The sequence below is a fragment of the Pseudomonas sp. Q12-87 genome, from assembly GCF_001269755.1.
Lineage (GTDB): Bacteria > Pseudomonadota > Gammaproteobacteria > Pseudomonadales > Pseudomonadaceae > Aquipseudomonas > Aquipseudomonas fluorescens_S.
Genome location: NZ_LHVI01000020.1, coordinates 329,565 through 355,304 on the forward strand (window position 1 = coordinate 329,565; position 25,740 = coordinate 355,304).

General features: G+C 62.7%; 21 protein-coding genes. 5 read left to right on the plus strand and 16 right to left on the minus strand.

The genetic code is table 11. The features are described 5' to 3' along the window. Window positions 1–22: 22 nt before the first annotated feature. Together AD663_RS15130 and AD663_RS15135 are read left to right on the plus strand one after the other, a co-directional pair. Window positions 23–877, plus strand: coding sequence for an FTR1 family protein (locus AD663_RS15130; RefSeq protein ID WP_053214042.1), 855 nt, complete (start codon window positions 23–25; stop codon window positions 875–877). Beyond that, window positions 865–2,232: a 4Fe-4S binding protein gene (locus AD663_RS15135; RefSeq protein WP_053214043.1), complete on the plus strand. Its 1,368-nt coding sequence runs from the start codon at window positions 865–867 to the stop codon at window positions 2,230–2,232. The genes AD663_RS15130 and AD663_RS15135 overlap by 13 nt, the downstream gene beginning before the upstream one ends. 183 nt (window positions 2,233–2,415) lie before the next feature. On the opposite strand, the gene AD663_RS15140 is transcribed toward AD663_RS15135, so the two are convergent. The 11 genes from AD663_RS15140 to AD663_RS15190 form a co-directional block, all read right to left on the minus strand. Beyond that, window positions 2,416–3,111: an anaerobic ribonucleoside-triphosphate reductase activating protein gene (locus AD663_RS15140; protein WP_053214044.1), complete on the minus strand. Its 696-nt coding sequence runs from the start codon at window positions 3,109–3,111 to the stop codon at window positions 2,416–2,418. Next, entirely contained in the window at window positions 3,108–3,269 is a 162-nt protein-coding gene (nrdD, locus tag AD663_RS15145) for an anaerobic ribonucleoside-triphosphate reductase (protein ID WP_003182303.1), read from the minus strand. Before nrdD ends, AD663_RS15140 begins: the two co-directional genes overlap by 4 nt. A gap of 31 nt (window positions 3,270–3,300) precedes the next feature. Continuing rightward, a complete protein-coding gene (locus AD663_RS15150) occupies window positions 3,301–5,316 on the minus strand; it encodes a ribonucleoside triphosphate reductase (RefSeq protein WP_053214045.1) in 2,016 nt (671 codons plus the stop codon). 743 nt (window positions 5,317–6,059) lie between these two features. Beyond that, window positions 6,060–7,052, minus strand: coding sequence for a GTP 3',8-cyclase MoaA (gene moaA, locus AD663_RS15155; RefSeq protein WP_003182306.1), 993 nt, complete (start codon window positions 7,050–7,052; stop codon window positions 6,060–6,062). Between the two features lie 25 nt (window positions 7,053–7,077). Continuing rightward, complete coding sequence (locus AD663_RS15160) at window positions 7,078–8,049, minus strand: peptidylprolyl isomerase (RefSeq protein ID WP_053214046.1); 972 nt, start codon at window positions 8,047–8,049, stop codon at window positions 7,078–7,080. 10 nt (window positions 8,050–8,059) lie between these two features. Then, entirely contained in the window at window positions 8,060–8,740 is a 681-nt protein-coding gene (narI, locus tag AD663_RS15165; protein ID WP_003182310.1) for a respiratory nitrate reductase subunit gamma, read from the minus strand. Beyond that, on the minus strand, window positions 8,733–9,488 hold the full coding sequence (gene narJ, locus AD663_RS15170) for a nitrate reductase molybdenum cofactor assembly chaperone (RefSeq protein WP_033046076.1): 756 nt from the start codon (window positions 9,486–9,488) through the stop codon (window positions 8,733–8,735). Before narJ ends, narI begins: the two co-directional genes overlap by 8 nt. Window positions 9,489–9,490: 2 nt before the next feature. Further along, the gene (gene narH / locus AD663_RS15175; protein ID WP_003182314.1) at window positions 9,491–11,029 is read right to left on the minus strand and encodes a nitrate reductase subunit beta; all 1,539 of its coding nucleotides are present in this window, start codon (window positions 11,027–11,029) and stop codon (window positions 9,491–9,493) included. Window position 11,030: 1 nt separating this feature from the next. Beyond that, complete coding sequence (locus tag AD663_RS15180) at window positions 11,031–14,804, minus strand: nitrate reductase subunit alpha (RefSeq protein WP_053214047.1); 3,774 nt, start codon at window positions 14,802–14,804, stop codon at window positions 11,031–11,033. Between the two features lie 65 nt (window positions 14,805–14,869). After that, entirely contained in the window at window positions 14,870–16,267 is a 1,398-nt protein-coding gene (locus tag AD663_RS15185) for a NarK family nitrate/nitrite MFS transporter (protein WP_003182319.1), read from the minus strand. Further along, on the minus strand, window positions 16,245–17,546 hold the full coding sequence (locus AD663_RS15190) for a nitrate/nitrite transporter (protein ID WP_003182321.1): 1,302 nt from the start codon (window positions 17,544–17,546) through the stop codon (window positions 16,245–16,247). Before AD663_RS15190 ends, AD663_RS15185 begins: the two co-directional genes overlap by 23 nt. A gap of 308 nt (window positions 17,547–17,854) precedes the next feature. On the opposite strand from AD663_RS15190, the gene AD663_RS15195 reads away from it, so the two are divergent. The 3 genes from AD663_RS15195 (at window position 17,855) to AD663_RS15205 (ending at window position 21,235) form a co-directional block, all read left to right on the plus strand. After that, window positions 17,855–19,654, plus strand: coding sequence for a HAMP domain-containing protein (locus tag AD663_RS15195; RefSeq protein WP_003182323.1), 1,800 nt, complete (start codon window positions 17,855–17,857; stop codon window positions 19,652–19,654). After that, window positions 19,651–20,298: a two-component system response regulator NarL gene (narL, locus tag AD663_RS15200; protein ID WP_003182325.1), complete on the plus strand. Its 648-nt coding sequence runs from the start codon at window positions 19,651–19,653 to the stop codon at window positions 20,296–20,298. The genes AD663_RS15195 and narL overlap by 4 nt, the downstream gene beginning before the upstream one ends. A gap of 259 nt (window positions 20,299–20,557) precedes the next feature. Then, window positions 20,558–21,235 (plus strand): Crp/Fnr family transcriptional regulator, encoded by a 678-nt coding sequence (locus AD663_RS15205; RefSeq protein ID WP_003182327.1) that lies wholly within the window; start codon window positions 20,558–20,560, stop codon window positions 21,233–21,235. Between the two features lie 190 nt (window positions 21,236–21,425). Here the strand turns inward: AD663_RS15205 and AD663_RS15210 are convergent, their stop codons facing one another. The 5 genes from AD663_RS15210 to moaB all read right to left on the minus strand — a co-directional run bounded on the left by AD663_RS15210 (window position 21,426) and on the right by moaB (window position 25,654). Continuing rightward, window positions 21,426–21,896, minus strand: a complete 471-nt coding sequence (locus AD663_RS15210; RefSeq protein WP_053214048.1) for an SCP2 domain-containing protein — start codon at window positions 21,894–21,896, stop codon at window positions 21,426–21,428. Further along, window positions 21,890–22,780: a U32 family peptidase gene (locus AD663_RS15215; RefSeq protein ID WP_053214049.1), complete on the minus strand. Its 891-nt coding sequence runs from the start codon at window positions 22,778–22,780 to the stop codon at window positions 21,890–21,892. Before AD663_RS15215 ends, AD663_RS15210 begins: the two co-directional genes overlap by 7 nt. Window positions 22,781–22,790: 10 nt before the next feature. Further along, window positions 22,791–23,786 carry a peptidase U32 family protein gene (locus tag AD663_RS15220; RefSeq protein WP_003182333.1) on the minus strand — a complete coding sequence of 332 codons (996 nt, stop codon included), beginning with the start codon at window positions 23,784–23,786 and terminating at the stop codon, window positions 22,791–22,793. An 81-nt stretch (window positions 23,787–23,867) separates the two neighbouring features. Beyond that, window positions 23,868–25,103, minus strand: coding sequence for a gephyrin-like molybdotransferase Glp (gene glp, locus AD663_RS15225; RefSeq protein WP_053214050.1), 1,236 nt, complete (start codon window positions 25,101–25,103; stop codon window positions 23,868–23,870). Continuing rightward, window positions 25,100–25,654 carry a molybdenum cofactor biosynthesis protein B gene (gene moaB / locus AD663_RS15230; RefSeq protein WP_003182337.1) on the minus strand — a complete coding sequence of 185 codons (555 nt, stop codon included), beginning with the start codon at window positions 25,652–25,654 and terminating at the stop codon, window positions 25,100–25,102. The genes glp and moaB overlap by 4 nt, the downstream gene beginning before the upstream one ends. Window positions 25,655–25,740 lie beyond the last annotated feature (86 nt).

Consider the following 25,740-nt stretch of genomic DNA (forward strand, 5'->3'; position numbering starts at 1 on the left):
TCGTCCCGCAGGAGGCGTTTGCATGACTCAATCGATGTTTATTGTCTGGCGCGAAAGCGTCGAGGCCTTGCTGGTCATCGGCATTCTCCAGGCCTGGGCCAGCCGCCAACAACAGGCCAGTCGACTGCTGCGCTATGTCTGGGCCGGCACGGCGCTGGGCTTGCTGCTCTCGGGCGTGCTGGCCGGCCTGATCGTATTGGCCGGCGAAACCATGAGCGGCGCGGCCAACGAATGGTTCCAGGCGTCACTGGCGTTGATCGCCAGCGTGCTGATCGTGCAGATGGTCAGCTGGATGCACCGCAACGCAAGGACGCTCAAGCACGACCTGACACGCGACGCCGACCAGCGCCTGAGCCGCCAGGGCGGCTTGGGACTGTTGGTGCTGGCATTGTTGGCGGTCAGCCGCGAAGGCAGCGAAACCGTGATGTTCCTGTACGGCGCCGGTGCCCGTCTACAAGGACCGTCACTGGGTCTGTTCGCCATCGGCGCGGCGGCCGGCCTGGTGCTGTCGCTGCTGACCGTCTACGTGCTGCATGGCAGCCGCCGGTTCATTTCATGGCCACGGTTCTTTGCCATCAGCGAAGCGATTCTCCTGCTGTTGGGAGCGGCGTTGCTGGTCAGCGGCATCGAGCGCGTCGGCGGTCAACTGCTCGCGATGGACTGGCCCGAGGCGGTGTATCGCGGCATTGGCGAAGGGCTGTGGGACAGCAGCACACTGCTCGACGACGGCCATGGCTTGGGCGGTTTCCTCGCCGATTTCGCCGGGTATCGCGCCAGTCCCAGTGCGCTGACGTTGCTGGTGTGGCTCGGCTATTGGCTGGTCGTCGTCGGCTGGCTGCGACCACGCAAGACGGAAAACCTGCCATGCCTTACCTGAACCCCTGGCTCCAGCGCCTGGGCGACGGCATGCGGCGCCACGGCGCGACCATTCGTGCCGTGCAATGGATGGTGGTGCTGTTCTATGCGGTGCTGCTGGTGGTGCCCGCGCTGCTGCCGTTGCCCAGCAGTCAGGCGCGGCTGCTGGATAACCTGACGTTGCTGGCACAGTTTCTGTTCTGGGGCTTGTGGTGGCCGTTCGTGCTGCTCTCCATCGTGCTGTTCGGTCGGCTCTGGTGCGGTGTGCTGTGTCCCGAAGGCGCGCTGAGCGAATGGGCCAGTCGCTACGGTAAGGGGCTGGGGATGCCGCGAGGCCTGCGCTGGGCCGGCTGGCCAACCCTGGCGTTCTGCCTGACGACGATTTACGGCCAACTCATCAGCGTCTACGACTATGCCCAGGCCGCGCTGCTGATCCTCGGCGGCTCGACCGTCGCGGCAGTCATCGTCGGCCTGCTGTTCGCCCCCGGCAAACGGGTGTGGTGCCGCTACCTGTGCCCGGTCAGTGGCGTCTTCGCCCTACTTGCGCGCCTGGCACCGCTGCACTTTCAGGTGGACGAGCAACGCTGGCAGGAAAACCGCGCCCCGCGTCGCCCTCCCCCCAATTGCGCGCCCTTGCTGGATATCCGCCGAATGCGCGGCGCCGCCGATTGCCACGCCTGTGGCCGTTGCAGCGGCCAGCGCGATGCGGTGCGCCTGATCGCCCGCTCCAGCAGCGAGGAAATCCTCCAGGCCACAGCCGGCACGCTCTCGCCTTGGGATGCACGTCTGCTGTTGTTCGGTGTCATCGGCCTGGCCATGGGCGCCTTTCAATGGACCGTCAGTCCCTGGTTCATCGCCTTGAAGCAGGCATTGGCCCAATGGCTGGTGGCGCATGAGCTGCTCTGGCCGTTGCAAGACAACGCGCCTTGGTGGCTATTGACGCACTATCCGCAACTCAACGACAGCTTCAGCTGGCTCGATGGCTTTTGCATCCTCGCCTATCTCGGCTTGAGTGCCTTGCTGCTCGGCACTTCGCTGATGCTATTGATGCGCCTGGCGGCACGACTGGCGGGCAATCGCGCAGAATATTTGCCCCTGGCCATCACCCTGACGCCCATGGGTGGTGCGGGGCTGTTCCTCGGCCTGTCGGCCACTACCGTCAAACTGCTGCGCTATGAAGGGTTGTTGCTCGAGTGGGTGCAGCCGGCTCGGGCCGGGCTGTTGGTGGCGGCGATGGCCTGGAGCCTGTGGCTGGGTTGGAAACGGCTGGAACACAGCGCAGCATCACCCCTCCAGCGACTACCCGCCCTCGCCTGCCTGACAGTGGCCAGCGGTTTGGTGGGTTATGGTTGGTGGTTGCAGTTTTGGGGGTGGTGACACACTAAACCCTGTGGGAGCGGGTGCTCACAACATCTTGGTTCAACACGAAACCCTTGTGGGAGCGGGCTTGCTCGCGAAGGCGTTGGTACATCCAACATCATCGCAAACTGACCCACCGCTTTCGCGAGCAAACCCGCTCCCACAGGGGTTTGGCGGGCAATCACTCAATCCAGCGTGCCCTCAACTGCGCAATACAAACGAAGAAAACAACTCACGCATCGCAGCCCAAAGCTCCGGTTGCAAGGCATGCGCCGAGACGCTGGAAAGATGCGGGTCGAGCATCCGCGCGGTGCGCACCAGTTGCACGGCAAAGCGGGTAACGCCCCGTTCGCTCAAGCGCCGGGCCAATGTCAGTAATCGCTCGGGATCGAATAGATGCCAATGCACCGTGGTGCGGCATTCATAATCCACGCCGCTGGCCAGCAGATGGTCGAGGCTGCGCCAGTTGGCGGCGCCGCTGCCTTCGACCCGGGTCACCTCCAGGGCATCTTCGGGCAAGGCCTTGATGTCGAAACCCACCCAGTCGGCCAGGCCAACCACCTTGGCGAACGCCGCCGGCTTGATGCCGGCGCTGTGCAGGCCGATGCGAAAGCCCATCTGCCGCACCTGCTCCATCGCCGAAGCCAAGCCGTCCTGCAAGGTCGGCTCGCCGCCGCTGAACACCACCGCATCGAGCAAATCCTGGCGGCGTTGCAGGAACGCCAAGACCCGACACCAATCCACCTCTTCGCTACCGCGAGGTGGGATCAGTTGCGGGTTATGGCAATAACGACAACGCCAGGCGCATCCCTGGCAAAACAATACGCACGCCAGTTGGCCCGGGTAATCGAGGGTGGTCAGGGGCACCATGCCCCCGACCCGTAGCACTCGACTCATGGACGCCCGGCCGCGCTTTCGGTGAAGTGCACCCGCTCGCGGTGCTCGGACTGCTTGCCCGGGTTAAAGGCTGCCACCGGGCGGTGATAGCCCATCACGCGGGTCCAGACTTCGCAACGTTGACGCTGTGCTTGTGGAAGGCTTTGCGATGCATTCATGGGTGAAGCTCCTTGCGGTCGATGGATCGGATCAGTGGGCGCTGCCAGCCAACTGCTGTTGCAGCAGCAAGGCCTCGTCGCATTTCGGGCAAAACTCGTGTTCGCCGGCCAGGTAGCCGTGCACCGGGCAGATGGAAAAGGTCGGCGTGATGGTCAGGTACGGCAGGCGGAAACGGCCCAGGGCCTTGCGCACCAGTTGCTTGCAAGCCTGGGTCGAGGAAATCTGCTCGGCCATGTACAGGTGCAACACGGTGCCGCCGGTGTATTTGCATTGCAACTCGTCCTGCAACTCCAGGGCTTCGAATGGATCGTCGGTGAAGCCCACCGGCAGTTGCGACGAATTGGTGTAGTACGGTGCGACCGGGCTGCCGGCCTGCAAGATGTCGGGATAGCGCTTGAGGTCTTCCTTGGCGAAGCGGTATGTCGTGCCTTCGGCAGGCGTGGCTTCCAGGTTGTAGAGGTGGCCGGTTTCCTCCTGGAACCGCAGCAACGTGGCCCGCACGTGATCCAGCAATTTGAGGGCGAACGCCCGACCCTGCTCGGTATGCATGCCCTGCTGGTCATCGGTGAAATTGCGCAGCATTTCGTGCAGGCCATTCAAGCCAATGGTGGAGAAGTGATTGCGCAGTGTGCCCAGGTAGCGTTTGGTGTAGGGGTACAAACCGGCGTCCATGTGATGCTGGATGACCTTGCGCTTGACCTCCAGGCTCTCCATCGCCAGTTCCATCAGCGTATCGATGCGTTGCAGCAAAGCGCTGGTGTCGCCCTTGTACAGGTAACCCAGGCGCGCACAGTTAATCGTCACCACGCCCAGTGAGCCGGTCTGCTCCGCCGAACCGAACAGGCCGCCACCGCGCTTGAGCAACTCGCGCACGTCCAGTTGCAGGCGACAGCACATCGAGCGCACCTGGTTGGGCTGCATGTCCGAGTTAAGGAAGTTCTGGAAATACGGCAGGCCGTAACGGGAGGTCATCTCGAACAGCCGGTCGGCGTTTTCGCTGTCCCATGGGAAGTCATGGGTGATGTTGTAGGTCGGGATCGGAAAGGTGAACACCCGCCCTTTCGCATCGCCGGCCTGCATCACCTCGATGTAGGCGCGGTTGATCAATTCCATCTCCGCTTGCAGGTCACCGTAGGCGAACGGCATCTCCTCGCCACCGATTACCGGGATCTGTTCGCGCAAATCCTCCGGGCAGACCCAATCGAACGTGAGGTTAGTGAAGGGCGTTTGCGTGCCCCAGCGCGACGGGACGTTGAGGTTATAGATGAACTCCTGCAACGACTGGCGGACCTCGGCGTAACTGAGTTTGTCCTTGCGCAGGTAAGGCGCCAGGTAGGTGTCGAACGAGCTGAACGCCTGGGCCCCGGCCCATTCGTTTTGCAGGGTGCCGAGGAAGTTGACCATCTGCCCCAGGGCGCTGCTCAAATGCTTGGGCGGCCCGGCTTCGACCCGCCCCGGCACGCCGTTGAGACCTTCGTGCAACAACGTGCGCAAGGACCAGCCGGCACAGTAGCCGGCGAGCATGTCCAAGTCATGGATATGCAAGTCAGCCTCGCGGTGCGCCTGGCCGATGGCCTGGCTGTAGACCTCGTCGAGCCAGTAATTGGCGGTGACCTTGCCCGACACGTTCAAGATCAGCCCGCCGAGGGAATAACCCTGGTTGGCGTTGGCCTGCACGCGCCAGTCTTCGCGGTCCAGGTATTCGTTCATCGACGTGGCGACCTCTACCAGCGTGCGACGGTCGCGACGCAGGCGCCCGTGCTGCTCGCGGTAGACGATATAAGCGCGCATGGAAAGGAAGAATCCGGCATCCATCAACACCCGCTCGACACGGTCCTGGATCTGCTCGACGTTCAACCGGTTCTGCCCTTCCAACCGGACCAGCACCGCCTCCAGCAACCCCTCGGCCTCGGCTTCGGCGTACTCGCCGGTGGCCTTGCCAGCGACGATCAGCGCCTGGCGAATCTTGTCCGCATCAAAGGCAACCACACTGCCATCGCGCTTGTGCAAGCGGTTACACCCTACCGTGATCAACGTGCTCTGCATTTTGGCTCCAGACACTACATATAGGCTTTTAAATTTAAACGAACACAATATGCAGTGGAGGGTACGGACAAAAGGCAGGGTTGCAATTGATCGATATCAAGAATCGGGGGCGACCGGCAAGCAGCGTCGGAGATGATTTTTCGAGACACCGGATATCCCCTGTGGGAGTGAGCTTGCTCGCGATAGCGGTGGATCAGTAGAGACAAATGTTGACTGGCGCGCCGCCTTCGCGAGCAAGCTCGCTCCCACAGGGGATCGGGGCTCGACCGGGAGAGCCAGGTCGGCTGTCAGGCCGCCTTCGCGAGCAGGCTCGCTCCCACAGTTGGATCGGAGTACGACCGTGGGAGCCAGGTCGGCTATAAGGCCGCCTCGCGGTGGACGTTGATTTCGGCGCCCCGTTAACCACGCTGGCCGAACGCAGGCGTTGCGTAGTGGGCATCCCGGCATGGATGCCGGGATAGCTGCGCTGGGCCATGGATGGCCCTTCGCAGCGGGCCCACGGAGCAATGCCGGAGAGAGGGCATGCCGAGCCTAGGCGAGGCACCGAGTGGTGGGGCAAAAGCGTTTTGCTTACTTTTGCGCTTCTCAAAAGTGAGACGCCGTCAGGGCGGAACCCTAAGTAGCCGTTACCGCAGCAACGGATATGCCCCCCCGCTCAACAAATCCCAGCGCTCAGAACAGAACAGGGCTGCTGCGCAGCCCAGCGGGAGCAAGCTCCCTCGCCACGGGGTCGGTGCAAGCCTTTAACCTCCACTCATGTTCATGAACCGCACAATCTGCACCTCCCCACCAGGATTGAAGTCATGGCGCAGTGGCTTGCCGCGCAGTGCCTGCTGTACCGCCTGAATCACGGGCTGATCATCCAATGGATAACGCCGCAACAAGCTTCGCAGGTCGAGAGAGTCCTCCTGCCCCAGGCACAACAGCAAGCGCCCCTCAACCGTCATGCGTACCCGATTGCAACTGGCGCAGAAGTTGTGGGTGTTGGGGGAAATGAAACCGATCCGGGTATCCGGATGCTGCACCAGACGCACATAGCGCGCCGGCCCACCGCTACTCTCGGCACTGTCGAGCAACCGATGATGACCGGCGATCACAGCCCGGACTTCGTCGCTGGAACAGAACGACTCACCCCGGGAACGCCCCACCTCCCCCAACGGCATCTCCTCGATGAAACTGATGTCGATGCGTTGATCGATGGCGTACTGCACCAACGCCGGGACTTCATCGAAGTTGCGTCCTTTCATGACCACGCAGTTGAGCTTGATCCGCTCGAACCCGGCCACTTTCGCCGCTTCGATACCCGCCAGCACCTGATCGAGATTGCCGTTGCGGGTAATTGCCCGAAACCGCTCCCCGTCCAGGCTGTCGAGGCTGATGTTCATGCGCTTGACGCCGGCCTCCACCAGCGGCTGGGCCAGTCGCTCCAACTGCGAGCCGTTGCTGGTCATCACCAGTTCCCGCAGGCCGGGCATTGCCGCGATCTCGCGACACAACCCGACGATGCCCGGACGGATCAACGGCTCGCCACCGGTGAGGCGAATTTTCTTCACCCCCAGGCCGACGAACAGCCCCGCCAGGCGCTGCAGCTCTTCCAGGGTCAACACCTGCTGACGCGGCAGGAAGGTCATGTTTTTCGCCATGCAATACACACAGCGAAAATCACAACGATCGGTCACCGACATCCGCAAATAATCGATCTGGCGCCCAAACCCATCCTGCAACACCGCGCTCATGGAAATCTCCCGATTAAGCCGGCGCTCACTGCACCAGCGGCGAGTCGGCGCCCTGAAGAGCGATGCCGCGGATGTCCGCCGCACCGATCAGGGTTTGCAGGTACTGCACCAGCGCTTTTTGCCATACGCCCTGCTGCAACTGGGTGCGGATCGCCGTCGCCACCGCCTCGTAAGGCAACGGCTGGCCCTCGATGCGCTGGTCGATGCTGATCACGTGCCAGCCATAGCGACTTTCCAGCGGCTTGCCCGCCAGGCCCGCCGGCAGGGTGAACAGTTGGCGCTCCAGTTCAGGCACGGTCTGGCCCTTGCTGATTTGCCCCAGCGACCCGCCCTGCTCCTTGGACGGGCACGCCGAATACTTCAGCGCCAGCTCGGCGAAGCTGCCGGGGAACTGATCCAGCCGTTCCAGCAGCAACTCGGCCTGTACGTGAGCCAGGCTGCGGGCCTCGGCATCGTCCGGCGCGCATTCGAGCAAAATGTGCCGCACCGCCAGCAACGGTGCGCTGTGAAAACGCGCCCGATTGCTTTCGTAGTAACGCAGGCAGGTCGCCTCGTCACATTGCGGCACTTGCACCTCACGTTCGAGCAGCAGCCGCGTGGCCGCTTCCTCTTCGTTCTCGCCGGCGCCGACCTGCAACGCCAGGCCCAACTCGGCGATGCGTTGCTGGAGCAACTCACGGATCACCAACGCCCGCGCCGCCTGATAGACCGCATCCTCGCGGCTTTCGGCCGGGTGATATTGCAGCTCCAACGCCATCGCCTGCGGGCTGATCGACACGTCGTTGACGCTGATGATCGGCCACTCCTGCTCGCTGCTGGCGATCAATTGAGGCGCTGCTTCGTCGCCTGCCACCGGCCCGGCCTGGGCCGGTTCGAACTGCACCGCCCCGGCCGCTTCGGCCTCAGCCACCAGCGCCATTACCGGCGCCGCCTTGGCCGAAGATCCACAACCGCCGCTACCGCCACCACCACCGCCACATCCGCATCCACTCGCCATGATCTTCTCCTCAAAACTTCTGCCGAACGATTTGATAACGACGCCCCAGGTACCAGACCGGCGCACTGATGATGTGCACGAGACGGGTGAACGGGAACAATACGAACAGGGTGAGGCCCAGCAGCACATGGAGCTTGTAGACCAGGCCCACCGGTGCCATCGACGTGGCCGCTTCCACTGGACGCAGCAGCACGGTGTTCTGGGCCCAGTCGGCCAGCATCACCATCACCGAGCCGTCCATATGGGCGGTGGATGCGACGATGGTCATCAGCCCCAGCACCAGTTGCACCAGCAACACCACCAGCACCAGGATGTCCGAGGGATTGGACGTGGCGCGGACCCGTGGGTCGGTCAGGCGGCGGTTGAGCAGCATCACCAGGCCGATCAGGCCGAGCACGCCGAAGAAACCACCGGAGACCATCGCCAGCAGCTGCTTGTTCTCGGTGCTCAGCACATGGTGGTAGATCGCCGACGGCGTCAGCAGGCCGACGAAGTGGCCGGCCAGCACGAACAGCACGCCGACGTGGAACAGGTTGCTCGCCACGCGCATGCCGCGCTTGTTGAGCATCTGGCTGGAACCGGCCTTCCAGGTGTACTGGGCCAAGTCAAACCGTGCCCAACTGCCGAGCAGGCAGATCGCCAGGGCGACGTAGGGGTAGACCCCGAACAACAACAGATCCCATTTAGACATTGCCCACCTCCGCGGCTGGCGCTGCGGCCAGCCCTTCATGCTGAAAATCCACCCAGTGCAACGGCACCGCACTTTCGTCCCGCGCCTTGCCTGGCGCGCTGGGCAGTGAACTGCAACGGTCCTGTTGTTCGGCCTTCATGAAATCCACCTGCTCTTCTTCCCAGATCTTGTCCAGGGCTTCGAGGGAGTCGTCCCGTGGCTCGGCCTTGACCTGCTCGCGCAATTCGGCGACCGCGCCCTGGGGTTCGGCCCCGGCGATTTGCAACAAGGCCCGAAAGCAACTGGCGTAGGCGCTTTCACGCTCTTCCAGGCGCGCCGCAAGCAAGGCCAGCAAGTGCGCGACATCGGCCAGGCCCTCGCGGGCCTCGATGTCTTCGCGGGTGGAGAGAAACTCCAGGTACAGCGGGATGTAATCGGGCAGTTCCTTGACGCCGATCGCGAAACCAGCCTCTTCGTACTGGGCCATCATGTCCACCATGGCCTGGCCACGGTCGCGGGACTCACCGTGGACGTGTTCGAACAGCAACAGCGACAGCGAACGGCCCCGGCCGAACAGCGCGCCGTAGTGTTCCTGGCCGTCCATCAAGTCCTTGCCGCAGATCAGTTCCAGCAATTCGAACAAGCCGGCGCGCTGCTGGGGACTGATTTCCCGTGCCTGGAGAATCGCCTGTTCCAGCTCGTCACGACCGGCCACCAAGGTCTCAGTCGGGTAATCGAGCAGCAATGAAATCACCTTGAGAATGCGCATGTTCATTCCTCCCACAACTGCACGGTCTTGATCACGTCGCGGCGGTTGGCCTTCTTGCCACCGAACATGTTGGTGTCGGAGCTGCCGCTGCAACCGCTGCCGAAGCTGAAACCACAACCGGAACGTTCGGCAAACGCATCGCTCATGGCGTCTTCGCGGTGAGCGCTTGGCACGACAAAACGGTCTTCGTAGTTGGCGATGGCCAGGTAGCGGTACATCTCTTCCACCTGGTTCACGCTCAAGCCGACGTCGGCCAGCACTTGCAGATCCTGCACACCGTCGACCTGTTCGGAACGCTTGTAGGCGCGCATCGCCAGCAGACGCTTGAGGGCATGCTTGACCGGTTTTTCATCGCCGGCGGTGAGCATGTTCGCCAGGTAACGCAGCGGGATGCGCAGGCTGTCGACATCCGGGATCACCCCGTTCATGCCCACGGTGCCGGCTTCGGCGGCGTTCTGGATTGGCGACAGTGGCGGCACGTACCAAACCATTGGCAAGGTGCGGTATTCCGGGTGCAGCGGCAGCGCGAGTTTCCAGTCCACGGCCATTTTGTAGACCGGCGAGCGTTGCGCCGAATCGATCACCGACTGCGGCACGCCATCGGCCAGGGCCTGGCGAATCACCGCCGGATCGTTCGGGTCGAGGAAAATTTCCAGCTGCTTCTCGTACAGGTCCTGCTCGTTGGGGGTACTCGCCACTTCGCTGATACGGTCGGCGTCATACAGCAACACGCCGAGGTAGCGAATGCGACCCACGCAGGTTTCCGCGCAAACGGTCGGCATGCCCGCTTCGATGCGCGGGTAGCAGAAAATGCATTTTTCCGACTTGCCGCTCTTCCAGTTGAAATAGATCTTCTTGTACGGGCAGCCGCTGATGCACATGCGCCAGCCGCGGCATTTCTCCTGGTCGATCAGGACGATGCCGTCCTCCTCACGCTTGTAGATCGCGCCGCTCGGGCACGATGCCGCGCACGTCGGGTTCAGGCAGTGCTCGCACAGGCGCGGCAGGTACATCATGAACGTGTTTTCGTACTCGCCGTAGATGTCCGCCTGGATCTGGTCGAAGTTCTTGTCCTTGCGGCGCTTGGCGAATTCAGTGCCCAGGATTTCTTCCCAGTTCGGGCCCCACTCGATCTTCTCCATGCGCTTGCCGGACACCACCGAACGCGGCCGCGCGGTGGGCTGGTGCTCACCCAGTGGCGCGGTGTGCAGGTGCTGGTAATCGAAGTCGAACGGTTCGTAGTAATCGTCCAGGCCTGGCAGGTCCGGGTTGGCGAAGATGTTCGCCAACACGCGGAACTTGCCGCCGATGCGCGGGTTGATCGACCCGTCGGCATTGCGAACCCAGCCGCCCTTCCACTTGTCCTGGTTTTCCCATTCTTTCGGATAGCCAATGCCGGGCTTGGATTCAACGTTGTTGAACCAGGCGTACTCCATGCCTTCGCGGCTGGTCCAGACGTTTTTGCAGGTGATCGAGCAAGTGTGGCAGCCGATGCATTTGTCCAGGTTCAGGACCATGCCGATTTGTGAGCGAATCTTCATCTCAGTTCTCCTCGATGTCAGTCGGCAGTGGACGCGGCAGATCATCGCCACTGGAACCGTCGAGCCAGTCGACCTTGGCCATCTTGCGCACCACGACGAATTCATCGCGGTTGCAACCGACCGTGCCGTAATAGTTGAAGCCGTAAGCCTGTTGGGCGTAGCCGCCGATCATGTGGGTAGGCTTGAGCACCACACGGGTCACCGAGTTGTGGTGGCCGCCGCGGGTCTTGGTGGTTTCCGACCCCGGCACGTTCACGATCCGTTCCTGGGCGTGGTACATCATCACCATGCCTTCCTTGACCCGCTGGCTGACCACCGCCCGGGCGGTCAGCGCGCCGTTGACGTTGAAGCACTCGATCCAGTCGTTGTCCTCGATACCGGCGCGCTTGGCGTCGATTTCCGAGAGCCAGACAATCGGCCCGCCACGGCTCAAGGTGAGCATCAGCAGGTTGTCGCTGTAGGTGCTGTGGATGCCCCATTTCTGGTGCGGAGTGATCCAGTTCAGGACGATCTCGGTCTCGCCATTGCTGCGCTTGCCCTTCACGCCGGCGATGGTGCGGGTGTTGACCGGTGGCCGGTAGCTCATCAACTGTTCGCCGAAGGCCTGCATCCACGGGTGATCCTGGTAGAACTGCTGGCGGCCGGTGATGGTGCGCCATGGAATCGCCTCGTGAACGTTGGTGTAGCCGGCGTTGTAGCTCACGTGATCGTCTTCCAGGCCGGACCAGGTCGGGCTGGAAATGATCTTGCGTGGCTGGGCCTGGATGTCGCGGAAACGAATGGCCTCGTGCTCCTTGGAGATGGCCAGGTGGCTGTGGTCGATGCCGGTGAACTCCGACAGCGCCGCCCAGGCTTTCACCGCGACATGGCCGTTGGTTTCCGGGGCCAGGGACAGGATCACCTCGGCAGCGTCGATCGCGCTGTCGATCTTCGGCCGCCCTTGGCTGATGCCAGCCTCGACTTCCTTGTGGTTCAGTTCGCCGAGGAATTTGACTTCCGTCTCGGTGTTCCAGTTGATGCCCTTGCCGCCGTTGCCGAGTTTTTCCAGCATCGGGCCCAGGGAAGTGAACTGCTTGTAGATGTTCGGGTAGTCGCGCTCCACCACGTGCAGGTTCGGCGCGTTCTTGCCCGGTACCGGCGCCACACCGGCACTTTTCCAGTCGGTGCCGCCAAAGGGTTGGGCCAGCTCGCCGACGCTGTCATGCAGCAACGGCACGGTGACCAAGTCTTTCTCGACACCTAGGTGCCCGACCGACATGGCCGAAAATGCTTTGGCGATGCCTTTGTAGATTTCCCAGTCCGAACGCGACTCCCAGGCCGGATCGATGGCGGCCGACAATGGGTGGATGAACGGGTGCATGTCCGAGGTGTTCATGTCGTCTTTTTCGTACCAGGTCGCGGTCGGCAAGACGATGTCGGAATACACGCAGGTCGAGGACATGCGGAAGTCCAGGGTGGTCACTAGGTCGAGCTTGCCAATGGCGCCCTCGTCGACCCATTCGGCTTCGGTGGGCTTGCATTCGCTGCCATGGCCGATGTCTTCGTTCATCACGCCATTCTTGGTGCCCAACAGGTACTTGAGCATGTACTCGTGGCCCTTGCCCGAGGAGCCCAGCAGGTTGGAGCGCCAGATGAACATGTTGCGCGGGAAGTTCACCGGGCTGTCGGGCTGCTCGCAGGCAAAGCGCAGGGAACCGTCCTGCAGCGACTTGACCACGTAGTCCTTGGGTTCCAGGCCCGCGGCGGCGGCATCGCGGCAGATGTGCAGCGGGTTGGTGTTGAGTTGCGGCGCGCTCGGCAACCAGCCGGCCCGTTCGGCGCGGATGTTGTAGTCCAGGGCGTGCTCGGGGAATTGTGATTTGTCGGCCAGGGGCGAGAGCACGTCGTGCATGCTCATCTTCTCGTGGCGCCATTGCGAACTGTGGCCGTAGAAGAAGCTGGTGCCGTTCATTTGCCGTGGCGGACGGTTCCAGTCCAGGCCAAAGGCCAGGGGCAGCCAACCACACTGCGGACGGAGTTTTTCCTGGCCGACATAGTGGGCCCAGCCACCGCCGGTCTGGCCGACGCAACCGCAGAGCATGAGCATGTTGATCAGCCCGCGGTAGTTCATGTCCATGTGGTACCAGTGGTTCATCGCCGCACCGACGATGATCATCGAGCGTCCACGGGTCTTGTCGGCGTTGTCGGCGAACTCCCGGGCGATCTGGATCGCCTTTTCGCGGCTCACACCAGTGATTTGCTCCTGCCAGGCCGGGGTGCCAGGCACTGACGCGTCGTCGTAGTCCTTGGCGACATTGGCGCCGCCCAGGCCACGGTCGATGGCCAGGTTGGCGGCCGACAGGTCGAATACGGTGGCGACTTTCGCCACGCTGCCGTCGGCCAGCACCACGCTGTGCACCGGCACGCGGCGGAACTGCACCGCATCACCGGCCACGTGCTGGAAGTACTCCTGGGCTTCGCCGGCGAAATACGGGAAGGCCACCTCAGCGACGTCACCGCCGATCAGGCTCAGCTTGAGGTCGATCTCACGTCCTTCGCCACCTTCACGGGGCAGGATGTTCCACTTGCCCTTCTCGCCCCAGCGATAGCCGATGGAGCCTTGGGGCGAAACCAGTTCGCCGGCGGCATCCAGGGCGATGGTTTTCCATTCCGGATTGTTGTCCTGGCCGAGGTTGTCGGTCAGGTCGCTGGCCCGCAGGAAACGGTCGGGCTGGTAACCCGCGCCCGGCGCCGCGCCAAGCATCGGTTTGAGCATCACCAGCACCGGCAGGTCGGTGTAGCGCTTGGCGTATTCGGTGAAATAAGCGCTGGGCTTGTCCAGATGGAATTCTTTGAAGATCACATGATTGAAAGCCTGGGCCAACGCGGCGTCGGTGCCTTGCTTGGGGTTGAGCCACAAGTCGGTGAGCTTGGCGACTTCCGAGTAGTCCGGGGTGATCGCCACGGTCTTGGTGCCCTTGTAGCGCACCTCGGTGAAGAAGTGTGCATCGGGGGTACGGGTCTGCGGGACGTTGGAGCCCCAGGCAATGATGTAGTTGGAGTTGTACCAGTCGGCCGATTCCGGCACGTCGGTCTGCTCGCCCCAAACCATTGGCGAAGCAGGCGGCAAGTCGCAATACCAGTCATAGAAGCTCAGGCACACGCCACCGATCAGCGACAGGTAGCGCGAGCCGGCAGCGTAGCTGACCATCGACATGGCTGGGATCGGCGAGAAGCCAACCACCCGGTCCGGGCCGTGTTCTTTGACGGTGTAGACGTTGGCGGCGGCGATGATCTCGTTGACTTCTTCCCAGTTGGAACGGATGAAGCCGCCCATGCCGCGCTTGCTTTTATAGGAGTCGGCCTTGACCTTGTCCTCGACGATGCTGGCCCAGGCCTCCACCGGCGGCAGGGTCTGCCGGGCTTCGCGCCAGAGTTTGAGCAATGGCTTGCGGATCTTCGGATACTTGAGCCGGTTGGCGCTGTAGATGTACCAGCTATAGCTCGCGCCGCGCGGGCAGCCGCGTGGCTCGTGGTTGGGCAAATCGTTACGGGTGCGCGGGTAGTCGGTCTGCTGGGTTTCCCAGGTGATCAGGCCGTTCTTGACGTAGATCTTCCACGAGCACGAGCCGGTGCAGTTCACCCCGTGGGTGGAACGCACGATCTTGTCGTACTGCCAGCGGGAGCGGTAGACGTTTTCCCAGTCGCGAGACTCTTTGCGGGTCTCGCCGTGCCCCTCGGAAAACTCGCCTTGCTTGCGGTTGAAAAACCGCAGTTGATCCAGTAAATGACTCACAGTGTGTTCCTCTCAGGCTTGCTCCGCGGGGTCTGCGCCCCGCCCACGCAATAGTTGAATTCGTCTTAGCAGGGTGTCGCCGCGCCTTTGCGGGCGTACCACCACCAGGTCACCACGATGCAGCTCAGGTAGAAGCCGACGAACATGTAGAAGGCCATCTCCGGGCTGCCGGTCAGGGCCATCGAAGTGCCGAAGGACTTGGGGATGAAGAACGCACCGAAGGCGCCCATGGCCGAGCTGAAACCCAGCACCGCGGCGGACTCCTTGCCAGCGTTCTTGATCGCTTGCTCGCGCACCTCGGGCTTTTTGCCCAGGGCGGCTTTTTCATGCAGGGTGCGAAAGATCACCGGGATCATGCGGAAGGTCGAACCGTTGCCCACGCCGGTGGTGATGAACAGCAACATGAACAGGCCCAGGAAGCCGTAGAAGCTGCCGCCCTGGCCGTTTTGCGGCAGAAAGTGAAGAACACCGAACACCATCACGATCATCAGCACGAAGTTCCACAAGGTGACTTTCGCGCCACCGAGCTTGTCCGCCAGCCAGCCGCCCAGCGGCCGTACCAGCGCGCCCACCAACGGGCCGAGGAAGGCGAATTTCAGGGCGATGACTTCCGGAAACGAGGTCTTGATCAGCAATGGGAACGCTGCGGAGAAGCCGATGAACGAACCGAAGGTAGCCAGGTATAACCAGCACATCAGCCAGTTGTGCTTGCGCTTGAAAATCACCGCCTGTTCGCTGAACGAGGCCCGGGCGCTGGACAAGTCGTTCATGCCGAACCAGGCAATCAAGGTCACGGCCAGGATGAACGGCACCCAGATGAAACCGGCGTTCTGCAGCCACAGCGAGCTGCCGTCAGCCAACACCTGTGGCTGGCCGCCCATGAAGCCGAACACGCCAAAGGAAATCACCAGCGGCACGCTGAACTGCATCACCGACACACCCAGGTTGCCGAGCCCGGCGTTCAGGCCCAGGGCCGTGCCTTGCTGAGACTTTGGATAGAAGAAGCTGATGTTGGACATGCTCGAGGCAAAGTTGCCGCCGCCAAAACCGCAGAGCAGCGCGATCAGCACGAACACGCTGTAGGGCGTGGCCGAATCCTGCACCGCGAAACCCATCCACAGCGCAGGTATCAGCAACGAGGCGGTGCTCAGGGCGGTCCAGCGCCGACCACCGAAGATCGGCACCATGAACGAGTAAAAGATGCGCAGAGTGGCACCGGACAACCCCGGCAGGGCCGCCAGCCAGAACAGCTGGTCGGTGGTGAAGCTGAAGCCGATGGCGTTAAGGCGCACGATCACCGTGCTCCAGACCATCCAGACCGCGAAGGCCAACAGCAGCGCAGGAATCGAGATCCACAGGTTGCGCCGGGCGGTCAGCTTGCCGCTGCTGCCCCAGAACGCGGGGTCTTCCGGACGCCAGTCATGAATGACCGGGCCCTTTTCAGGCGTTTGCAGAACGGACATGTTCTTCTCCTTGGGCAATGCTGGAAAACGGGGATTGAGTGGCCGGCGGCTGTTTACCCAGCAGCGGGCGCCTGCGCATTTCGCTGAAGTACATCCAGGCCAGGGATACCCAGACCACGCCGTACATCAACATGAAGCAGGACGAGCGCACGCCGGTGAGGTCCACCAGGGCGCCGAACATGATCGGCAGCACGAAACCGCCCAGGCCGCCGGCCAGGCCGACGATGCCGGACACCGCGCCCATGTTCTTGGGGTAGTCGTTGGCGATGTATTTGAAGACCGAGGCCTTGCCGAACGCGAAGGCGATGCCCATCACGAACAGCAGCACGGTGAACAGCGTGGCGTTGAGGCCGATGTGGAAATCGACGATGCCGTTGACGGTCTGCACTTGCAGTTGGGTCTGGGGGTAGGACAGCAGGAACAGGCAGATCCAGCTCACCCACAACACCCACCAGGTCACGCTCTGGGCGCCCCAGCGGTCGGACATCCAGCCACCGACGGCCCGCAGCACGCCACCGGGCAGGGAGAAACAGGCCGCCAGCAGCGCCGCGCTTTGCAGGCTGAAGCCGTATTCCTGCACGTAGTATTTGGTCATCCACAGCGCCAGGGCCACGTAGCCGCCGAACACGATCGAGTAGTACTGGCAGTAGCGCCACACGGCCGGCTCTTTCAAGGCCTGGAGTTGCTCGCGCAAGGTGGCGCCGCCGACGTTGCGGTGTTCTTTTTTCTCGGCGGTGAGAAACCAGAACAGCAACGCGGTAGTGAACAGGATGGCGCTGAACACTTTCGGCACCAGGTGCCAGGTGCCCAACGCGATCAGGGCCGGGGCCAGGAACTTGGTGACCGCAGCACCGGCGTTGCCGGCACCGAACACGCCCATGGCAAAACCCTGGTTCTGCTTGTCGAACCATTTGGCGACGTAGGCGATGCCCACCGAAAACGACCCGCCGGCGAGGCCGACGAACAGGCCCAGCACCAGGAACTGCCAGAAAGCAGTCGCCAGGGTGATCAGATACAGCGGTAAGACGCAGGACAGCATCAGCAGGAAAAACACGATCCGCCCGCCGAAACGGTCAGTCAAAAGCCCCAGGGGCAAACGCACCAGCGAACCGGTCAGCACTGGCGTGGCGGCCAGCAGGCCGAATTGGGTTTCGTTGAGGGCTAGCAGTTCCTTGATCGGAACGCCGAGCACGGCGAACATCATCCAGACCATGAAGCACACGGTGAAGGCCAGGGTACTCATCCCCAGTACCAGCCCTTGTTGCACTTGCGCTCGCATCACGATGCACTCCGTCAGTTCGATTGAGCGCAGCCTAGTGATGCGAACCCCGTGAAAACTTGACCTGGGTCAACGTGCCCGGAAGGGGCAATGGCCTATGCTTGGCCCGTCTACCTCCAAGGAGGTAGATCCAGATATTGATAAAACCCTTTGTTTATCAATATTTTGGCTAAGTCTGCCGACGCTTTTATGGAAACGGAGCGGCGGACAACTCTTTAGAGGTAGTGCGCCCAGGATCGGCTGCTACATCACAGATCCAGGCGCCGCCCCATGTTCGGGTTCCAGATTTTCTTGCAGGGTCAGCCGCAATGATGCGCTGGCTGCGCAGCTCCCTGCCCGCTCGCGCCGGGTTGGCGGTGATTCTTATCGCGATCCTGGCCCTGGCCAGCTCCTTGAGCGCCGGCCTGATCGCCTGGTTCAGCCAGGGCGATGCCGCAGCCATCAATACCGCCGGCTCGGTGCGCATGGAAACCTACCACCTGAGCTGGAAACTCGCTGCCGGCGCCACCGATGATGTGCACGTCATCATCGACAGCCTGCAGCAACGCCTCGACAGCCCCGCCCTGCGCGCCGTGCTGGAAGACGGGCCGGCGACCTCCCTGCACCAGAGCTATCGCAACCTGCTACAGCGCTGGAACCAGACCTTGCGCCCAGCCGTCGAGCGTGGCGATTCGGCGTTTTTCCAGGCCAGCGCCAACTCCTTCGTCGATCAGCTGGACCAATTCGTCACCCTGTTGCAACGCCAGAGCGAGCACAAGCAAGGCTGGCAGCAAGTGATCCAGGGCATTGCACTGTTTACCACCATGATCATTCTGCTGATCGGCCTGTATGAATTGCAGTACGGCGTGGTCGCGCCCTTGCAGGAACTGGTGGACGCCACCCAACGTTTTCGTCGTGGCGAGTTCCAGGTGCGAGTCAATCATCAATCCGAAGATGAGCTGGGTCAGTTGGCAACCAGTTTCAACGCCATGGCCGAGGCCATCGAGCAGTCCCATCGCACCCTGGAAAGCCAAGTCCAGCAAAAGACTCTGAACCTGCAACAGGCCAATGCCGCCTTGGAGCTGCTGTACCAGAGCAGCCGCAACCTGGCGACGCGACAGGCCAATGCCGAAGGCTTGGATGAGCTCATCCGAAGGTTCCAGCAACGCTTGCCCGGCCTGCGTCTGACGCTGTGCCTGCAAGGACAATTGCAGGCACCGGCCAAGCACTTGCTGGCATTGCATGGCGCCGCCAGCCGCCAGGTTTGCGCCAGCAGCGATTGCGCCAGTTGCCATAAACATAACGCCGCACGCCCGCAGGCCTTCAGCATCAGCAACCAGGGCAACGAGCTGGGTGAACTCAAGGCGCATTTTGTCGACGGTCACGCGGCGCACCCCTGGGAAACCGCATTGATCCAGGCCCTGGCCAACCTGATCGGCACCACCCTGTCACTCAAGCGCCAGCGCGAACAGGACCACCGCCTGCTGCTGCTCGATGAGCGCACGATCATTGCCCGGGAACTGCACGATTCCCTGGCCCAGGCCTTGTCATACATGAAGCTGCAAGTCAGCCGCATGCAGACCCTGATGCGCCGGGGCGAACCGGTACAAACCCTGGAAAACGTCACCGCAGAGCTGCGCGAAGGCCTGAACAACGCCTATCGCCAATTGCGCGAGTTGCTGACCACCTTCCGCTTGCAGATTCGTGACGACGGCCTCGTTCAGGAGCTCAAGGACACCGCTGAAGAGTTTTCCAACCGCGGCGATTTCCAGGTGCACCTGTTCATCGACACCCTGGCCTTCGAGCTGTCGGCCAGCGAGCAGATCCACATCCTGCAGATCACCCGCGAGGCCTTGTCCAATTGCCTGCGCCATGCCCATGCAGAGAACGCTTGGCTCGAACTGCGCCAGGACGGCGAGACCGTGCAGCTGACGATCGAAGATGATGGTTGCGGCTTCAGCGGTGAGGTGGACACGCGCGAGCACCACGGCCTGAACATCATGAACGAACGGGCCCGCAGCCTGCGCGGCCAACTGAGCATTCTTTCCCGAATACCCCAGGGCACCCGTATCCAGGTGCTTTTCCAACCGGAATTCCTGGGTCAACCCACCGAAGGCATCGCAACATGAACGCCCCTTTGCGCCACACCCTGCTGTTGGTCGACGATCATCCGATGATGCGTCGCGGGATCCGCCAGATGCTTGAGCTCGAAGACGACTTGCACATTGTCGGCGAAGCCAGCCACGGCGAAGAAGCCTTGACGCTGATCGAGCCGCTCAAGCCCGACCTGGTGCTGCTGGACAACAACATGCCGCAAATGAACGGCATCGAGACCCTGCGTCGGCTGCGCGCCATGCACTACACCGGCAAGGTTTTGCTGTTCACTGTCTCTGACGCCGAGGACGACATCCGCGATGCCCTGCGCCTGGACGCCAACGGCTATTTGCTCAAGGACATGGAGCCTGAGTTGCTGATCCAGTACATCCGCGACGCCCTCAACGGCGCCCTGGTGATCAGCCCCGGCCTGACCCGCGTGATGGCCCAGGCCCTGCGCGCCGCACCGCGCCAGGCTGATGTCGAACTGACCGAGCGCGAACGCCAGGTGCTCAAGACCATCGCCGGCGGCTACAGCAACAAGGTCATCGGGCACAAACTGGGCATCACCGAAGGCACGGTCAAGGTTCATGTGAAGAACCTGCTGCACAAGCTTGGCTTGCGCTCGCGGGTGGAAGCGGCGGTGTGGGCAATGGAGCATTTGCGCGGGGCGGGCTAAAGCAGGCGCGTAGATTTCCTGAGCGAACATAAATCCCGTGGCGAGGGAGCTTGCTCCCGCTGGGCTGCGTAGCAGCCCCAAAAACAGGGCCGCTGCGCGCCCCAGCGGGAGCAAGCTCCCTCGCCACAGGATCGGTGTTCGGCAGATACCGATTCGACTGACTGCAATGACAATTCCCATCCCTCTTCCGAGGTAGGCCTGCCGAGGCATAGGCCGACGGCGCCTTGGGCTCTACCATGACGGCACGCGGAGGTACGCCATGCTGACCCACCCTTCCATTGTTCTACTGTTGCGACGTCATCACCTGTTCAGCCAATTGCCCGAGCGGGTGTTCGAAGAAGTGTGCAGCCTGGCCGTGCTCAAGCGCCTGGCTTGCAACAGCACACTTATGCACCAGGGCGACCCGGCCAAACGGTTTTTCCTGCTGGTCAGTGGCCAGATCAAGCTGTTCCGGGTGACCGGCGAAGGCCAGGAAAACCTGGTGGAGATCATCCAGCCCGGCCAGACCTTTGCCGAGGCCCTGCTGTTCAGCGAGGCCCGCTGCTACCCGGTCAGTGCATCGGCGATCAAGGACAGCGTGCTGGTGAGCATCGAGGGCACCCACTATCGCAAGGCTCTGGAAGACCAGCCCAAGGTGTGCCTGGCGATCCTGGCAAGCATGAGTATCCACCTGCACCAGCGCCTCAAGGACATCGACAACCTGACCTTGGCCAGCGCCAGCCGGCGGGTGATCAATTTCCTGTTGCAGGAACGCGACCCGCGGGACGGCTTGGTGGTGTTGCAGGTGTCCAAACGGCTGGTGGCGTCCAAGCTGGGGATCCAGCCAGAGACCTTTTCGCGCATTCTGCATCGCCTGGTGGATGGCGGCCTGATCGCCATGGAGCGGCGCAACATCCACATCCTGGCTGAGGAAGAGTTGGAGGCGTACCAGCAATAATTGCAGCCCCTATATGACGGTCACCCCAGCCCCTGTGGCGAGGGGATTTATCCCCGCTGGGCTGCGAAGCAGCCCCAAAGCCTTAGCCCGCGGTGTGTCAGGCGGTTGAAGGGGGGCGCTGCGCGCCCCAGCGGGGATAAATCCCCTCGCCACAGGTAATACACGAGGGGCAGCAGCCTCGGTGCTGTCATCACACGGTCGCCAAGCCCTTGCCCGCCCGTTCCAGATTGCGCCATAACCACGGCGGCAATACCTCCGGGTCGAGACTGTCGATCAGATTCTTCAGCGCCAGTCCCAATTCCGTATCCCCCTCGATCACCAGCCGCCGCCGGAAGAACAACGTGTCGGGGTCTTCCTGACGGCTCGCCAGCAAGAGGAATTCGCGCCAGTCGCCGCTGATGGTGACCTGGGCTTCGGCCCGTTCGGCGATGCGCAGTCCATCGCGCGCCAAGGTCAGGTACCAGCACAACTTCAGGTCGGGCACCCGCAGGCACAGCCAGCGCCCCTGCAGCACGTCGAAACCGCCATCGCGCAGCGGCTCGGCCAGGCAACGGTTGAGTGCCTGTTGCAACGCCAGGCGTTGCACCACAAACGGCACCTTGGCCACGAGCGGCAGCACCCGGTCAGCGCTTTTGAGCAACCATTTTTTTGGACTCAGCACAGGCCCGCCTCCTCTACCTTCAACATGCCGGCATGGCCGTGCCAGTAACCGTTGCAGCCGTCCACGAACAACGGCGGCGCCTCGCCCTGGCGCACCTTGTCGAAGGCCGTGACCACGTCGGCCATGCCCTGGGCGCGCGGGCTCAGGCGCAACAGGTCAGCGCCGCTGGCCTTCAGCGCGCTGTAATCGGCGAGCAGGTTCGTCACCTCCCCGGACATCGTCTGGATGCCATTGAGGGTGAACAACTGTTGGCCTTCCTGGCTGCTCAGGGCCAGGCCGTCGGGATAGTTGATGCAACAGAACTGGCAGTCGTCCTTGGGTCGGTTCTCGGCGCGGGCGGTGAAGCAACGCGCCGAGTACGCCAGGGGCAAATGGCCGTAGGCAAAAATTTCAACCTCAGGCACTTCACGGTCCATGTCCCGCACCTGTTCGAGCACATCGCCGATCAGCGCTGCCGAGCATTCCACGGGTGGCACCCAACGGGTCATGCCGCTGTCGAGCAGTTGGCCCAGGGCGTGACCGTTGTACAAGTTCAACGCCGGACCGCCGACAAAGGGCAACTTGCGCTCGGCCAGGAACTGCACCGCGCCCATGTCATTGGCTTCCACCAACAGTTGGCCGTTGTCACACAGGCGTCGCAGCGAGGACAGCTCCGAAGCCGCCTCGACCAACGTCAGGCTCGACAACACGATCTGTGCCTGGCTGCACGTTTGCAGCTCACGCGCCAGGCCCAGCCATTGATCCAGGGAAAAAGCCCGGCGCTTCGAACACACGGTTTCCCCCAGGTAAATCACGTCCAACGGCAGGGCCGACATCTCGGCGTAGAAATTTCCCAATTGCGTTTTGTCCCAGTAGAACAGGACCGGTCCCAGGCTGAGTTTCATCAGGCCTCCCTCATTGCCATGATCGATGGTAGGCACCCAGGGTGGTCTGGCTGCCTTCGGACAAACCAGCCAGCACCTGGCGCCATTCTTCCCGCACCCGGAACCGTTGCGGCGCGGCCTGGTGTGCGTCCAGCGCGGCGCGCCAGACCCGGGTGACTTGCTCAACGTAGGCCGGACTGCGCTGCCGGCCTTCGATTTTCACGGCCTCGACACCGATGGCCGTCAGCTCCGGCAACAGGTCCAGGGTGTCGAGGCTGGTGGGTTCTTCCAGGGCATGGAAACGCTTGCCGCCCACCAGGAAGCGGCCCTTGCACAAGGTCGGGTAACCGGCCGGTTCTTCAGGGGTGTAGCGATCGATCAGCACCTCGCTGAGGCGTGCGCTCAGACCTTGGGCGTCCTCGCTCCAGCGCACCGCCTTGGCGGGCGAGCAAACCCCACACAGGTTCGGCGATTCGCCGGTGATGTACGAAGACAAGTGGCAACGCCCCTCGGCCATGATGCACAGGCTACCGAAGCCAAAGACTTCGATCGGCACCGAACTGGCCGCCGCCACTTGCCGCACTTGGGCCAGGGACAGCACCCGTGGCAACACGGCGCGGCGGATGCCGTAGCGCTCGGCGTAAAAAGCCAGGGCCGCCGCGTGGGTCGCCGAACCCTGTACCGACAGATGCAAGGCCAGTTGCGGATGGCGCTGACTGGCGTAGCTGAGCACACCGGGGTCGGCGGCAATCAGCGCGTCCACGCCGAAATCGGCAGCCCGGTCCACCGCCCGTTGCCAGCGTTCCCAACCCTTGGGTTGCGGGTAGGTATTGACCGCCACGTACAGCTTGCGTTGATTCTGGCGGATGTGCGCGACAGCGGCATCGAACTGCTTGTCGTCCATGTTCAGCCCGGCGAAATGCCGGGCATTGGTGTCATCGCGAAAGCCGACATAGACGGCATCGGCGCCTTGGCGCACCGCCGCTTTGAGGGCAGGCAGATTCCCTGCCGGGCAAACCAGTTGCATGGGGCATCCTCGTGAGAAAACTAAGGGCGCCGCCAGTCTAGCCAGCCCTCGGCCGGCGACCTTGACGGCAATCAATTGCCGTCAATGCATCAGCTCGGCGAATGGCAGGTACAGCACCCGGTCGTGCTTGTGCACCAGCGTCTCACGCTCGACCACCGCCAAGCCGTCGGCCCAGCATGCGGCTGCCAACATCGCCGAGCTTTGCTGGGGGTGCAGTTCCACGCACAGGTGGCCTTCGGTGTCGGGGATCAGTTTGGCGCGCAGGTATTGCCGGCGCCGGTTGCGCTTGAGCCAGTCGAACCCGGCCGGCAGTTGCAACGGCACCGGCAGCACGTTGCTGATGCCTTGGGCCCGGAACAGGAATGGACGCACGACAATCAATGCGGTAACCAACGCCGCCGAAGGATTGCCCGGCAGACCGATCCATGGTTTGCCTTCCACATCGCCAAAGGCCAAGGGCTTGCCCGGCTGGATCGCCAGGCGCCAGAGATCGATGCTGCCCAGGCTTTCGATGGCATGCTTGAGATGGTCCTCTTCACCGACCGACACACCTCCGGAAGTCAGCAGCACGTCGCATTCGGCGGCCGCCAGGCGCAGTGCCTGCCGGCTGGCGTGCAGTTGATCGGGCATGACGCCAAAGTCATGCACTTCCACGCCCCAGCCCCGCAACAACGCGGCGAGGCTATGGCGATTGCTGTTGTAGATTTGCCCCGGCGCCAGAGGCTCGCCTGGTTCGCGCAGCTCATCGCCACTGCTGAGCAAGCCCACCTGCAAGGGGCGATGAACATCAACCTGAGCGACGCCGGCGCCGGCCAGCAGACCCAGCTCCTGGGCCCGCAGGCGCGTACCGGCCGCAAGCAGCCGATCACCTCGACGCAACTCCTCACCTTCCTTGCGAACGTGGTCACCGTCATTGACCGACGGCAACCAGACCCGCTCGCCATCGACCCGGCAGCTTTCCTGTGGCACCACCGTGTCGGCACCCGGCGGCAGCGGCGCGCCGGTGAAAATCCGCACGACTCGCCCGGGCTGCAGCGGCTCACCCGGTTCATCACCTGCGGCGATGCGCCCGGCCAACGCCAGATGGCCACCGTCAACCGGCAAGTCGGCCGCGCGCAGGGCATAGCCGTCCATCGCACTGTTGTCCCACGCCGGCAGATTCATCGGGCACAGGATGTCGACAGCCAACACCCGGGCCAGGGCCTGGTCCAGGCCGACCCGTTGCACGGGCGGTGGCGGCGGCGCCTGGTCCAGCAGATGACGAATCGCCTCATCCACCGGCGTCAGCACGCCGCTGTCGCAGACCTTGCCGCTCACGAGCGAGTCTCGCAGGCTGTCGGGGCAATGCCGGCCTGGGGCTTGAGGTGCGGAGTGAAATTGCATGGGCCGGTGCGGCTGTCCAATTGCCCGGCGAGGATCTGTTCCCAACCGGTCCGACAGGCGCCTGGCGAGCCCGGCAGGCAGCAGATCAGCACGCCGTTGCTCATGCCCGCCACCGCGCGCGATTGCAGGCTGGACATACCGATTTCGGCCAGGGAGACCTGACGGAACAATTCGCCGAAACCGTCCACCTGTTTGTCCAGCAATGGCAGTACCGCTTGAGGGGTGTTATCGCGCGGGGTGAAACCGGTGCCGCCGGTCATCAACACCACCTGCACCTTGGGGTCGGCGATCCACTGTGATACTTGGGCGCGGATCTGGTAGATATCGTCTTTCACCAGACCACGGTCGATCAGCACATGACCGGCGGTTTGCAGCAGGTCCGCGAGGGTCTGGCCCGAGGTGTCGGTGTCGAAACTGCGGGTATCGCTGATGGTGAGGACCGCGATGTTCAGCGGTTGGAAGAGGCGTTGCTTCAGATGGGCCATGATCAGCCGTCCTGTCAGAAAAGATGGCCCAGCCTGAACCGCATTCGATGCCGGGCCTATTCCTCCATGGAGGTACCTCCCTCGGC